Origin of the sequence: Chryseobacterium jejuense, assembly GCF_900100075.1 — a bacterium.
GTDB classification, from domain to species: Bacteria; Bacteroidota; Bacteroidia; order Flavobacteriales; family Weeksellaceae; genus Chryseobacterium; species Chryseobacterium jejuense.
The window spans coordinates 41,506-54,663 of the sequence record NZ_FNEG01000007.1; the positions used below are offsets into that span (position 1 = coordinate 41,506).

Genomic DNA, 13,158 nt, shown 5'->3' on the forward strand with positions numbered 1-13,158 from the left:
CAGAAGTAACACATGTCTACTTTTCAAAGAACTGCCGCGTATCACACACTTGGCTGCAAATTAAATTTTGCAGAAACATCTACTATTGCCCGTCAATTAACAGATGCAGGTTATGATAAGGTGAGCTTTGATGAGAAGGCCAACGTTTATGTAATCAATACATGTTCTGTTACTGAAAATGCTGATCGTGAATGCAAACTTCACGTGAAAAGAGCAATGAAAGCTAATCCTGACGGGTTGGTTGTTATTGTTGGATGCTATGCACAGTTGAAGCCTGAAGAAATTTCACAAATTGAAGGAGTAGACCTTGTCTTAGGAGCGAAAGAAAAATTTAATATTCTAAGCTACCTTGATGATTTGGAAAAATCAGACAATGAGGGAATCGTTCATTCATGTGAGATTGAAGAGACTGATTTCTTTATCGGAAGTTATTCTATTGGCGACAGAACAAGAGCATTTCTAAAAGTTCAGGACGGATGTGATTACAAATGTACTTACTGTACTATTCCATTGGCAAGAGGAATCTCTCGTTCAGATACCATCGAAAATGTTCTTAAAAATGCTTCAGAAATTGCGGCAAAAGACATTAAAGAAATTGTTCTTACCGGAGTAAACATCGGTGATTACGGGAAAGGTGAGTTTGGAAACAAGAGACATGAACATACTTTCCTGGATCTTATTTCAGAGTTAGATAAAGTAGAAGGAATCGAAAGAATTCGTATTTCTTCCATTGAACCTAACCTTTTAAAGGATGAAAGTATTGAACTGGTTTCTAAAAGCAAAAGCTTTGTTCCTCATTTTCATATTCCGTTACAATCCGGAAGCGATGATTTATTGAAAAAAATGAAACGTCGTTATCTGACAAAACTGTACAATGACAGAGTAAACAAAATCCGTGAGGTAATGCCTGACGCTGCTATTGGTGTAGACGTTATTGTCGGATTCCCTGGAGAAACAGAAGATACATTCATGGAAACTTATAATTTCCTTAATGAACTTCCTATCACTTACCTTCATGTATTTACTTATTCTGAAAGAGAAAATACAGAGGCTGTTGCAATGGAAGGAGTAGTTCCGGTAGCGGAAAGAAAAAAACGTAATAAAATGCTGAGAATTCTTTCTGAAAAGAAAAAAATGGCATTTTATCAGACTCAACTTGGAAAAACGCTTCCTGTACTTTGGGAGCATGAAAATAAAGACGGGAAAATGTTTGGCTTCACAGAAAACTATGTGAGAGTCCAGAAAGACTTTGATCCTGCATTCGTAAATCAAATCGAATTTCTAAATTTAGAAAAAATCCTGTCAGATGGCACGGTTTCTGTGCAATCTTCCTACCAAAATTTTTTAGCAAAAGCATAGGCTCTTTGCAAAATTTCCACTAAATTTATTTTTAAACTTTAAATACTACATTCATGAGAGATAAGTTTTTATCTTGGGGAATTGTATTAGTAGCTGCTACCTGGATTGTAGCACTGCTGATAAAAGCGCATTACTGGATACCGACGCTGCTATCCGCTATTTATGCATTGGGAGTTTATAATGCTTACCAATCGAAACATGCTATTCTGAGGAACTTCCCGGTGCTGGGATACTTCAGGTACTTTTTCGAAAGTATTTCACCCGAAATGCAACAGTATTTCATTGAAAGGGAGACAGACGGGAAGCCGTTCCCAAGAAATCAGCGTTCTGCAGTATATAGAAGAGCTAAAAATATTAGTGATACGGTAGCTTTTGGAACTCAGTTGGAAGTAAATCATAGAAAATATGAGGGTATCAAACATTCTATTTACGCAAAGTCTCCATCAGAAGAACTTCCGAGAGTTTGGGTAGGAGGAGAACAGTGTACACAGCCTTATCATGCTTCTCTATTTAATATTTCAGCAATGAGTTTTGGAGCATTAAGTGACAGAGCTCAGATTTCATTGAACAGAGGTGCTAAAAAAGGAAATTTCTTCCATAATACAGGAGAAGGTGGAATTTCACCTTATCACCTTGAAGGGGGAGATTTATGCTGGCAGATTGGTACAGGATATTTTGGTTGCCGTGATGATGAAGGAAAGTTCAATGCAGAATTATTTACAAAATATGCAACACTTCCTAACGTGAAAATGATTGAGATCAAATTGTCACAAGGAGCAAAACCAGGGCACGGTGGAGTGCTTCCAGGAGTTAAGAATACACCGGAAATTGCAGCCATTCGTCACGTAACACCTGGAATGACTGTTATTTCACCACCATCCCACACTTCATTCTCTGATGCTGCCGGATTGTTGAGGTTTGTACAGGAATTAAGAGAGCTTTCAGGAGGAAAACCTGTTGGATTTAAGCTTTGTATAGGAGATACTAAGGAATTTGAGGATGTTTGCGTACAAATGAATGTATTGAAAATCTATCCTGACTTTATAACGATTGACGGAGCAGAAGGAGGAACAGGAGCTGCACCACCTGAATTCTCAGATGGAGTAGGGATGCCTTTGGAACCAGCCTTAATATTTGTCAACAGAACCCTTAATAATTATAATCTGAGAAATAAACTGAGAGTCATTGCCAGTGGTAAAGTCCTTACAAGTTTAGATATCTTAAGGGCCGTAGCAATGGGAGCCGATATGTGTAACAATGCAAGAGGATTTATGTTTTCTCTAGGATGTATTCAGGCTTTAAGATGTAACTCAAATAACTGTCCTACGGGAGTTGCTACTCAGGATAAAATGTTAATCAAAGGATTGGATGTTACCGATAAAAGTGAAAGAGTATATCATTTCCATAAAAATACTCTTCATACCTGTAATGAACTGATTGCAGCAGCAGGAAGAAGTTCTTATGAAGAAGTGGATGCTACCATGTTTATGAGAGGAGATGAATTTGACCACCTTGCAGATCTTTATTTCCCTGATATTTTAGGAAATGTAAAGCAGAAGGCAAGATCTTAATAATAGAGGAAAATAAGCACTTTAAAAAGCTGCTTAATAAATAAAAAATCAGATTAGAATAGATCTCTAATCTGATTTTTTTATATCTAAGATTTGGTAGACTTTGAAAGCGATACTATTTGCTTTGATGAGTTTCTCTGATCTTCCAAATGAGGAGATCTTTACCTTCAAAAGGCTTTTGCAGATGATCGTCAGCTTTCAAGATTATTTAGCAAATAAAAAGCCGTCTGTTATAGACGGCTTGTTTTTATTTATCTTTATCAGGTCTTACTTCAGTTCCATATATCTGGAAATTGAAAACAAATGACTTGTTTCTATAAGAATATCCAAAGTAAGGATAGTGAGGGTTTCTTGCAAATGCAGCTCTTGACGGAACAATAATTACACCCTGTAGATTATAAGGGGTTGAATTTGGTAAATCTTTAAAAGCTGTAAACTTTTGTAATGCCTCTCTGAAACCAGCTATTTCAAAATAAGGTCTTTCTTGTTTGTTGTCTGTTCTTACGGATGATTTTGCATAATAATATGCTGGGTCAACAAATGGAATGGTAACACCATCTATAGTGTTTAAGAATGGTGATTTGGCTGAAAATACAGGAGTTCCATTGTTATCAATAGCCTGGTAAGCATCAGCTTTACCCATTATTTTAATAATATCATCACTACCAATTACCTTACCTTCACCCACAGCTGGTTGTGCACCCTCTCTCATAATATAGATTGTTCCGGAAGGAAGCTTTGTATACTTTAAATCTGATAATTTTGTTTCTTTATCATCAGAAGTGTCCGTAGCACTGAAAGGTTTTATATTTCCCTGAGCATCCAGATAGTTCTCATTCATGAACTTCGTAATAGCCTGATCGTCATAGGTGTTTTGAACATTGATGTCTTCCGGCTCCTGATACGTAGGTACTTCATCATCTTTTTTACATGCAGTAAAACACAAAGATCCGGCAAGGATATATAAAAATATTTTTTTCATTTCAAAAAACTTTAATTACTTTACAAATAATATAACGGCAAAAGTATAAAAAAATATGAGAATAGATAAATTTTTATGGAGCATTCGCTTTTATAAGACAAGAAGTATTGCAACTGAGGAGATTAAAAAGAATAGGGTTTCTATGGGAACGTCTGCCGTAAAATCATCTAAGGAGGTAAAAGAAGGGGATATTATTAAAATCCGAAAGAATCAGATTGATTATAAAATAAAGGTTTTACAGATTCCTAAAAGTAGAATGGGAGCCAAATTAGTTCCTCTCCACATACAGGATGTAACAGATAAGGAACAATATGAACTTCTGAAACTTCGTAAAATGACCCAGGATTATTACAGAAACAAAGGAGAGGGAAGACCTACGAAGAAAGACAGAAGGGATATGGATGATTATGTAGGCAACGATATTGATGCTGATTTTACAGATTGGGATGACTTCTTCGGGGAAACAGGTAATGAAACCGAAGACGAAGGTTAAAATAAAAAAGCTCTAGAGATAGAGCTTTTCTATTATTTCTTTAACAATATCTTCAGGTTCTCTGCCATCAGTTCCTACATTAAACTGAGCTTTACTGTAAAACTGATTTCTTTCAAATAAATGCTTGGCAATAAATTCTGGAAGGTCTTCATCCGAAATATTGGCAATTAATGGTCTTTTTTCCTTTTGTTTAGAAAGCCTCTCAACCAATGTTCCTACAGAAGTTCTTAAAAAGACACTTCTGGAATTATGATTGATGATCTCCATATTGTTATAATAAACAGGAGTTCCACCCCCAAGGCTTAATATTACATTCTCTTCTGATGCTAATATTTCTTCAAGTACTTCTCTTTCCAGTTTTCTAAAATAAATTTCTCCTTTTTTTTCAAAAATCTCAGGAATGGTTAATTTATTTCTTCTGGAAATCTCTTTATCGAGATCAATGAGTTTGAAATCTATTTTATCGCTTAATATTTTGGAAATGTGAGATTTGCCACTTCCCATGTAACCAATTAGTGAAATTATCATGAATTTTTTTTAAACAAATTTGCGAAAAAGTTTTGAGATAAAGAAAAAAGTCATATCTTTGCACCACTTAAAACAAGGGACATTGCTTAAATGAAAACTTGTTGAACAAGTGGCCGACTCGGTAGCTCAGCTGGTAGAGCAATACACTTTTAATGTATGGGTCCTGGGTTCGAATCCCAGCCGGGTCACTAGCAATAAATATTACAAATCTTGTAATTTTATTGCCTGCGTGGTGAAATTGGTAGACACGCCATCTTGAGGGGGTGGTTTCCTAAGGATGTGCTGGTTCGAGTCCAGTCGCAGGCACTGCAAAGAAAATTTTTATAATTAAGAATATTTACTTATTTTTAATTGTGGCCGACTCGGTAGCTCAGCTGGTAGAGCAATACACTTTTAATGTATGGGTCCTGGGTTCGAATCCCAGCCGGGTCACAAGTTTACTGAAAAGTAAATTTTTTTCATATTAATATTTTGTGATTTGGTGTTTCAAAGGCTTCCTTCCGGAGGCCTTTGATTTTTTTGTGTCAATAAATAATAAATCAAAAAAAACTCTGACGTTACTATCAGAGTTCTTGTTTTGTAAAGAATATATATTAATCCAAATGCATATTGTCAATTAATCTGACTCCATCCACAACTACTACAATAAATGCTCTGAACTTTCTATCTTTATAGAAGAAGTCCGTTTCCTGCAGGGTATTTTCATCAGCAATTAAGAAATATTCCAATTGCATCCCTTGCTGATTGTCAAAAATATCAGTTACTCTTTCTTTGATTTCAGGAATACTAACTGTTCTGAACCAATCATTTACTTTCTGTAAGGTTTCATAAATGATTTTAGAAGCTTCTTTTCTATCCTCATGAAGCCTTTGGTTTCTTGAACTTAGTGCCAGTCCGTTGTCTGCTCTGTAGATAGAAACTCCTTTTATTTTAACTGGAAGATGTTTTTTATCAACCATTTTCCTGATGATGGCTAGCTGTTGGAAATCTTTTTCTCCAAAATAGGCATTGTCAGGTTTTATCTGTCGGAATAATTCCTCTACAACAGTTCCTACACCGTCAAAGTGTCCTGGTCTGGATTTTCCCTCCATTTCATTTTCCAATCCATCAAAATCGTAGGATTGGCTTTCTGCTTTTTCAGGATAAATATCAGCAACTTCAGGTATATAAACAGCATCTACCAATCCGGACTTTTCCAGAATCAGGATATCCCTGTTAACATCTCTCGGATATTTTTCCAGATCCTCAGGATTGTTAAATTGAGTTGGATTTACAAAAATTGAAGAAATAACAAGGTCATTCTCCTTTTTTGCTTCTTCATACAGAGAAAGATGTCCCTTGTGCAGAGCTCCCATCGTAGGGGCAAAGCCAATTCTTTTTCCCATTTCCTTCTGTCTTTCAATGAAATCCTGAAGGGTTTTCCTGTTTTTTATAACTTCCATAGTTTATTTTAATACTTATTCAAAAATACTAAAAATATCATATAATAAAATGTGTTTTTACCAATTTGGTAAAGGGAATTTTCGTAAAATAATGTTAATTAAAATAATGTTGGATGTTTTTTTGTAATTTTGCACATTAAAGCATTTTTACAAAAATTAGATAGAAAGTTTATGCCGAATCAAAAAATACTGTACATTACTACAGAGATGTATCCGTACCAGGAAGATACAAATATGGCCGCTGTGGTAAACAAAATGGCGCTTAAGATGCACAATGAAGGCAATGATGTAAGAGTTTTTATGCCAAGATTTGGACAAATAAGTGAAAGGAAATTCCAACTTCATGAGGTAATCCGTCTTTCAGGGATGAATATTATTATCAATGACCTGGATCAGCCGCTTATCATTAAAGTAGCGTCTCTTCCGGGGGAAAGACTGCAGGTTTACTTTATAGACAATGAAGAATACTTCAAAAGAAAACAATATTATTTCGATGACGAAGGAACCCCTTTCGATGATAATGACGAAAGAGCGATTTTCTTCGCAAGAGGAGTAATTGAAACCATCAAGAAACTAAACTGGGTGCCGGATGTTATTCATTTGAATGGATGGATGTCTTCATTTGTTCCAATTTATCTTAAGACTTACTACGAATCAGATACTTACTTCAAGGATGCGAAAATTGTTCTTTCTCTGTACAATGAGAAAGAAGCGGAACTTGATAAAAAGATCGATGAAAAGCTGAAGTTTGATAATATTTCAGGATTAAAAGCGTTAGATAATCCAACAATCAAAAGTTTCGTTATCGAAAGTATGAACTATGTAGATACTGTTGTAAAGGGAGATGAATTCCTGGATGAAGACCTTGATAAGGCTTTCAATGAAACAGCGACTCAAAAGTCGGAGTATCTTGACGTAGATTCAATAAATCAACTTTATTAAAAACACATTTTTAATGACTCATACTCTTAAAAGGACTTTCGCCATGCTTCTATTGGCGGTTTTCGGAAGTGCAATTCTTTATAACTGTGAACCGGATCCGGATTCTCTTGGGCAGCAACTCTTTGATAAAGATGCAGCAACAGGTGCTGAAAAGGCATATGATGTTATAGCCTATAATATTAATAATAATGATTCTATCAAAAGTGATTGGGGACAGCTTGTCTCAACATCAGGAACTCGTGTAGCGGTTCTGGGGGCATTTAAAGAAGGGCAGTTTGGGATGCAGAAAGCATCTTATATTACCCAGCTGAGATTACCGGATGGTTATCAAATTGGCGAGAAACCAGTGGTAGATTCTGTAGTTTTGGTGGTAAGAACTCCAGCGAATACAGCAGATGATACTTATTACATGGCTGATAAGGTAGTAGCACCGGGTGCTTATGATAAAAATGATTTTATGATTGATGGTGAGAAGGTAGCTGTTTCACTAGAAAAGAAAACTTATCCTGTTCGTAAATATGGGAATGCTGAGACCATTAAATCTATGAAAATTAATGTACATAGAGTTAATGAGTTCTTAGACTCTGGTAAACCAGAATTTACTTATTCTAATAAGAACGTAACGGTAGGAGATTTACTTGGATCTGCTACTTTTGATGGAAATGTAAGTACTATAACGGCTACTAGAAAATCAGACAATACAGTTGTATTTGATGGTAAACTAGGCTTCAGAATGAATCTGGATAAAGATTATTTCCAACAAAATATCCTTAATAAAAGAGGAGATAATGTGCTTAAGGATGCTGCTAACTTTACAAGATATTTCAACGGGATTAAGCTATCAGTAGAAGGAGATGATGGTTATCTTTTCCAGTTTTCACCTGATGATATGGAACTTCGCTTGTATTACAAAGCTGATAAAACAGAAAATGCTACTGTAACAAGACCACAGCAAGTACTTGCATTTGATCTTGGAAATAGAAATACCCGTTTGGGACGTTATGAGTATGACAGATCAGGTTCTGAATTTGACAAAGCTATAAAATACAATAATGTAACAGGTGATGGGTTGCTTTTTTCACAAGGAATGGGGGGGTCTTATGTAGGATTGAAAATTGACAAAGCAACCATTGAAAATTTGAAAGAAAAATTTAATACAAATAAAGCTGGAATTGTAGGAGCTAAAATCAGAATATTCATAGATAAAGATAAAACATTTGCTAATCCTCAGTCTGTAGTTGCAGATCGTAAATTTATCCTTCTGCCTAATGAAATTTCTAATAAAGACATAAAACCTGCTTTTACACCGGATATGCTAAAAGGGTTTCCAACGTATTATTATGGTAAGACAACTATTAAAAACGAGGAAGCAAAAGGAGAATTTGAATTTTATGATTTTGTAGTAACACAAACTCTTAAAGATATTGTTGAAAATAGTAGCGTTGCAGCAGCAGATAAGATACTCTATCTTTATGTAGGAGCATTTATGAAAGGTCAAAACGGTAACCCTATTGGAGCAAATTATACGACCCGAGGTACTGATATGAATAGAATTGTTCTGATAGGATCAGATAAGACTGAGAAGAGAGTTCAGCTTAAGGTTACTTATTCAACAGCCAATAATAAATAAAACACAATAAACACAAGACAAAATAAATATGTGCGGAATAGTAGGATATACAGGTTTTCAGGATGCTTATGAGATCGTAATTAACGGTCTTAGAAGACTTGAATACAGAGGATATGATAGTGCCGGAATTGTTTTAGAAGGTTCAAACAACAAACTTGAAGTAGAAAAAACAAAAGGTAAAGTAGAGGATTTGGTGAATATTTCGAAGCAATTAAAAGGAACAGCCAAAATTGGTATGGGGCACACACGTTGGGCTACCCATGGAGTTCCGAGTGATAGAAACTCTCACCCGCATTTGTCAAATAACGGAAAAATAGCACTAGTGCATAATGGTATTATTGAGAATTATGATACCATTAAAACTATGCTTACTGAAAAAGGATTTACTTTCAAGTCAGAAACAGATACTGAAGTATTGGTAAACCTTATTCAATATTTTATGGATCTTAACCCGGAGATTGATTTCCCGGCAGCGGTAAGATATGCTTTAAATGAAGTATATGGAGCTTATGCTATAACAGTACTTCATGAAGATTATCCTGGAGTATTGGTTGTAGGAAGATTAGGGTCTCCTTTAGCTATCGGACTTGGTGATAAAGAATATTTCATTGCTTCTGATGCTTCTCCTTTCGTAGAATTTACAAAAGAAGCTATTTATCTTGAAGAAGGTCATATGGCTACCATTTCTTTAGAAAATGGTGTAGATATCAGAACTATTAATGATAACTCTAAGATTGAACCTGAAGTTCAGGAGCTTAAACTAAGTTTAGAGCAAATTGAAAAAGGAGGATATGAACACTTCATGCTGAAAGAAATCTTTGAACAACCTAAGTCTATTCATGATACCATGAGAGGAAGACTTATTGTTGATGAAGGAGTTATCAAAATGGCAGGGATTTGGGATCATGTAGAAAAGTTTAAAAATGCTAATAGAATTATTATCATTGCTTGTGGAACTTCATGGCATGCAGGTCTTATCGGAGAATATCTTATCGAAGAATATGCAAGAATTCCGGTAGAGGTAGAATATGCTTCAGAATTCAGATACAGAAATCCTATCATTACTGATAAAGATGTTGTAATTGCGATTTCTCAATCAGGAGAAACTGCAGACACAATGGCTGCTTTAAAACTTGCTAAAGAAAAAGGTGCATTTATCTATGGTATTTGTAATGTAGTAGATTCATCTATTGCAAGAATTACAGATGCTGGTTCATATACTCATGCAGGTCCGGAAATCGGGGTTGCTTCTACAAAAGCATTTACAGCACAACTTACTATCCTTACTTTAATTGCATTTAAATTAGGTAAGCATAACGGAAATTTAGGAAATGCTGAATTTATGAGCTTAATTTCAGAACTTGATGCTCTTCCTAAGAAGATTGAAGAAGTGTTGAGTACTACTCATGAGCTGACTCAGAATATTGCAAAAGACTTTGTGAAAGCTACCAACTTCCTTTACTTAGGAAGAGGGTACAATTATCCTGCAGCTTTAGAAGGAGCGTTGAAGCTTAAAGAAATTTCTTATATCCACGCAGAAGGTTATCCGGCAGCAGAAATGAAGCATGGACCAATTGCTCTGATTGATGAAAATATGCCAATTGTTATTATAGCACCTAAAAAAGGACACTATGATAAAATTGTAAGCAACGTTCAGGAAATCAAAGCTAGAAAAGGGAAAATTATAGCTGTTGTTAACAAAGGTGACCGTCAGGTTAGCGAAATGGCAGATTATGTTATTGAAATTCCTGAAACCTCAGAATGTTTCTCTCCAATTGTGGCTTCAGTGCCGTTACAGTTGCTTTCTTATTACATTGCAGTATATAGAGGAGCCAACGTAGATCAGCCAAGAAACTTGGCAAAATCTGTAACTGTAGAATAAAAAATAGTTGTAAATAAAATAAATTTAGATTTCTTCCGTTATTTCAAAATAAATCTTAAAAGTTTCTTAAAAAAATTATATATTTACGGCTTAATTATAAAAATTAACATGAAAAGGATATTTCTTTTATTATTGTCTGCATCGGTAGCATCGGTATCTTGTTCAGGTGGTGGCAGCTCTTCTGTAGGGAAGCCAGGAACAAAAGGTGAATTGATACCAAGAGAAAAAACGAAATCATTTGTTGCGGAACGACCATACGGAATGGTTGCAATTCCTGCAGGTTCATTTGTTGCTGGTTTAGCAGACCAGGACCCAACAAATACACCTGAAAAAGCATCATTGAAGACAGTTACTGTTTCTTCTTTCTTCATGGATGAAGCAGAAACTACCAATGCAGAATACAGGGTATTTATCAACTATGTAAGAGATTCTATCGCAAGAACTCTACTCGCTGAAGCTGCCGGAGAAGGTGGTGACGAAGGCGGTCGTAGAGGAGCAAGCATAGGAGATTATGCATACCTTGCTAAAAAAGAAGAAAATTTAACACCTTATCAGGAATATATGGAAGGGCAGGGTGGCCGTGAAGACGGTACCTATGATGCAAGCAAAAGATTAGACTGGAAAATTCCTTTACACTGGAGCACTACTAAGTATCCGGATGTAGAATACGCAGAAGTTCTGGAATCTATGTATCTGCCTGCTTCTTCAAGAATTGGAAACGAAAGAATTTTAGATGTTAGTAAGCTGAAGTATACGTACCGTTGGGGAGATATGGATGCTGCACTTGCAGATAACGAAAGAGGAGCGAATTACCTTAAAAGCCAGAGTATCGCGATTTATCCCGATACTACGGTTTGGGTAAAAGATTTCCACTTTGCTTACAATGAGCCATTATTTGAACAATATTTTTGGCACAAAGCTTACAAAAACTACCCTGTAGTTGGTGTTACCTGGGATCAGGCAAGAGCTTATTGTAACTTCAGATCTAAATTGAAAACTGACTATAACGAAAGTTTAAAAAGAAAAAAACAAAGACCATTGCAGTTCCGTCTTCCAACAGAAATCGAATGGGAATATGCTGCAAGAGGAGGTATGCAAAATGCCACTTACCCTTGGGGTGGTCCATATTTAATGGATGACAGAGGTTGCTACTTAGCTAACTTTAAACCTAAGAGAGGTAACTACATGGAAGACGAGAAAAAAGGTACTTATACATATACAGCTCCAGTTAAGAAATTTAAGAAAAATGGATTTGGGTTATTTGATATGGCTGGAAACGTTTCTGAGTGGACAGAATCTGCGTATAACAACTCTTCTTATGGATTCTCTTCTACATTAAATCCTTCTACTAAAGATAAAAAGGATACTAAGAAATCTGTAAGAGGTGGATCTTGGAAAGATATAGGATATGCGTTAATGACGGGTGCAAGAGATTGGGAGAGAAAAGATTCAGCAAGAAGCTATATCGGATTTAGAACTGTACAGGACATTCCTGAAGCAGCTGTTAAGCCAAGAAGAGTTAACAGATAACAAAACCAAAACAATTATTTTTCAATACAATTTTATTTAACATTAAAAAAACTAACTCAATATGTTTAAGACGAAAGATGCTTGGATGAATTTCTTCTATTCATTCGGTGCTGCAATTGTAATTCTTGGAGCTTGGCTTAAAATTACTCACATTACTTTGGGACCAATTAACGGTAATATTGCTCTTACTGTAGGGCTTATTACAGAGGCGATTATCTTTATTATCTTCGCTTTCGACCCTCCAAAAACTGAAGAGTCTTATGCTTGGGAAAATGTTTACCCTGAATTATTAGATAAACATGCTAACCCAAACCCGTTACACTCAAATGTAACAACTAGAAATACAGGTAACCACTTTGCAGAATTAGAAAATTCTCTTTCTACTAAATTGGATAAAATGCTTGAAGATGCAAGATTAGATGTTCAACTATTCGAAAGACTAAGAACAGGAATCGATAAATTTTCAAGTTCTGTAGATCAAATCAACCAAACTGTTGATGTTTCTGCTTCTACACACAAATATAACGATCAGTTGAACAAGGCTGCTCAGCATATGGAAAGTATGAATGCATTATATGCGATGCAGTTGGAAAGCGGTAAGAAACAAGCAGAATTTGCTACTAAATATGTTTCTGACATGCAGAAATCTGTTGAACATTCTGAAAAATTCAATCAAGAGCTACAAGGTTTAACCTCTAATCTTAATAACTTAAATAGAGTTTATGGTGGTATGCTAACTGCTATGAAGTCCTAATTCCTAACCATTACTTAAACTATTTAATCAAAAAACAAAGAAAAG

The 13,158-nt window shown here is 35.5% G+C and carries 11 protein-coding genes and 3 tRNA genes; 11 read left to right on the forward strand and 3 right to left on the reverse strand.

Translation table 11 applies throughout. The annotated features are described in order from the left end of the window. Window positions 1-12 precede the first annotated feature (12 nt). Together mtaB and BLS98_RS19460 are read left to right on the forward strand one after the other, a co-directional pair. Entirely contained in the window at window positions 13-1,359 is a 1,347-nt protein-coding gene (gene mtaB / locus BLS98_RS19455; protein WP_089738596.1) for a tRNA (N(6)-L-threonylcarbamoyladenosine(37)-C(2))-methylthiotransferase MtaB, read from the forward strand. 53 nt (window positions 1,360-1,412) lie between these two features. Continuing rightward, a complete protein-coding gene (locus BLS98_RS19460; RefSeq protein ID WP_089738598.1) occupies window positions 1,413-2,930 on the forward strand; it encodes an FMN-binding glutamate synthase family protein in 1,518 nt (505 codons plus the stop codon). Between the two features lie 247 nt (window positions 2,931-3,177). Here the strand turns inward: BLS98_RS19460 and BLS98_RS19465 are convergent, their stop codons facing one another. Continuing rightward, the gene (locus BLS98_RS19465; protein ID WP_089738600.1) at window positions 3,178-3,912 is read right to left on the reverse strand and encodes a hypothetical protein; all 735 of its coding nucleotides are present in this window, start codon (window positions 3,910-3,912) and stop codon (window positions 3,178-3,180) included. Between the two features lie 55 nt (window positions 3,913-3,967). On the opposite strand from BLS98_RS19465, the gene BLS98_RS19470 reads away from it, so the two are divergent. Continuing rightward, complete coding sequence (locus tag BLS98_RS19470; RefSeq protein ID WP_089738603.1) at window positions 3,968-4,405, forward strand: RNA-binding S4 domain-containing protein; 438 nt, start codon at window positions 3,968-3,970, stop codon at window positions 4,403-4,405. 12 nt (window positions 4,406-4,417) lie between these two features. Here BLS98_RS19470 and BLS98_RS19475 read toward each other — a convergent pair whose 3' ends face one another. Further along, window positions 4,418-4,933, reverse strand: a complete 516-nt coding sequence (locus BLS98_RS19475; protein WP_089738604.1) for a shikimate kinase — start codon at window positions 4,931-4,933, stop codon at window positions 4,418-4,420. 115 nt (window positions 4,934-5,048) lie between these two features. Here BLS98_RS19475 and BLS98_RS19480 point away from each other — a divergent pair. The 3 genes from BLS98_RS19480 (at window position 5,049) to BLS98_RS19490 (ending at window position 5,365) form a co-directional block, all read left to right on the forward strand. After that, window positions 5,049-5,121, forward strand: a tRNA-Lys gene (locus tag BLS98_RS19480). 35 nt (window positions 5,122-5,156) lie between these two features. Beyond that, window positions 5,157-5,239 (forward strand) — tRNA-Leu (locus tag BLS98_RS19485). 53 nt (window positions 5,240-5,292) lie between these two features. After that, window positions 5,293-5,365: transfer RNA gene (locus BLS98_RS19490), tRNA-Lys, on the forward strand. 161 nt (window positions 5,366-5,526) lie between these two features. Here BLS98_RS19490 and panC read toward each other — a convergent pair. After that, the gene (gene panC / locus BLS98_RS19495) at window positions 5,527-6,375 is read right to left on the reverse strand and encodes a pantoate--beta-alanine ligase (RefSeq protein WP_089738606.1); all 849 of its coding nucleotides are present in this window, start codon (window positions 6,373-6,375) and stop codon (window positions 5,527-5,529) included. A 171-nt stretch (window positions 6,376-6,546) separates the two neighbouring features. On the opposite strand from panC, the gene BLS98_RS19500 reads away from it, so the two are divergent. From BLS98_RS19500 to porL, 5 genes are all read left to right on the forward strand, one after another. Next, entirely contained in the window at window positions 6,547-7,317 is a 771-nt protein-coding gene (locus BLS98_RS19500) for a glycogen/starch synthase (protein ID WP_089738608.1), read from the forward strand. 13 nt (window positions 7,318-7,330) lie between these two features. Further along, window positions 7,331-8,947 carry a DUF4270 family protein gene (locus BLS98_RS19505; RefSeq protein ID WP_089738610.1) on the forward strand — a complete coding sequence of 539 codons (1,617 nt, stop codon included), beginning with the start codon at window positions 7,331-7,333 and terminating at the stop codon, window positions 8,945-8,947. A 28-nt stretch (window positions 8,948-8,975) separates the two neighbouring features. Further along, on the forward strand, window positions 8,976-10,829 hold the full coding sequence (gene glmS / locus BLS98_RS19510) for a glutamine--fructose-6-phosphate transaminase (isomerizing) (protein ID WP_089738612.1): 1,854 nt from the start codon (window positions 8,976-8,978) through the stop codon (window positions 10,827-10,829). Window positions 10,830-10,937: 108 nt separating this feature from the next. Next, entirely contained in the window at window positions 10,938-12,359 is a 1,422-nt protein-coding gene (gene porK, locus BLS98_RS19515; RefSeq protein WP_045493226.1) for a T9SS ring complex lipoprotein PorK/GldK, read from the forward strand. A 61-nt stretch (window positions 12,360-12,420) separates the two neighbouring features. Continuing rightward, window positions 12,421-13,113 (forward strand): type IX secretion system motor protein PorL/GldL, encoded by a 693-nt coding sequence (gene porL, locus BLS98_RS19520; RefSeq protein WP_045493229.1) that lies wholly within the window; start codon window positions 12,421-12,423, stop codon window positions 13,111-13,113. Window positions 13,114-13,158 lie beyond the last annotated feature (45 nt).

What these genes read in the sequence shown, in the direction of transcription:
- mtaB (WP_089738596.1), top strand. Translation starts at nt 13, where the DNA reads ATGTCTACTTTTCAAAGAACTGCCGCGTATCACACACTTGGCTGCAAA.
- BLS98_RS19460 (WP_089738598.1), top strand. Translation starts at nt 1,413, where the DNA reads ATGAGAGATAAGTTTTTATCTTGGGGAATTGTATTAGTAGCTGCTACC.
- BLS98_RS19465 (WP_089738600.1), bottom strand. Translation starts at nt 3,912, where the DNA reads ATGAAAAAAATATTTTTATATATCCTTGCCGGATCTTTGTGTTTTACT.
- BLS98_RS19470 (WP_089738603.1), top strand. Translation starts at nt 3,968, where the DNA reads ATGAGAATAGATAAATTTTTATGGAGCATTCGCTTTTATAAGACAAGA.
- BLS98_RS19475 (WP_089738604.1), bottom strand. Translation starts at nt 4,933, where the DNA reads ATGATAATTTCACTAATTGGTTACATGGGAAGTGGCAAATCTCACATT.
- panC (WP_089738606.1), bottom strand. Translation starts at nt 6,375, where the DNA reads ATGGAAGTTATAAAAAACAGGAAAACCCTTCAGGATTTCATTGAAAGA.
- BLS98_RS19500 (WP_089738608.1), top strand. Translation starts at nt 6,547, where the DNA reads ATGCCGAATCAAAAAATACTGTACATTACTACAGAGATGTATCCGTAC.
- BLS98_RS19505 (WP_089738610.1), top strand. Translation starts at nt 7,331, where the DNA reads ATGACTCATACTCTTAAAAGGACTTTCGCCATGCTTCTATTGGCGGTT.
- glmS (WP_089738612.1), top strand. Translation starts at nt 8,976, where the DNA reads ATGTGCGGAATAGTAGGATATACAGGTTTTCAGGATGCTTATGAGATC.
- porK (WP_045493226.1), top strand. Translation starts at nt 10,938, where the DNA reads ATGAAAAGGATATTTCTTTTATTATTGTCTGCATCGGTAGCATCGGTA.
- porL (WP_045493229.1), top strand. Translation starts at nt 12,421, where the DNA reads ATGTTTAAGACGAAAGATGCTTGGATGAATTTCTTCTATTCATTCGGT.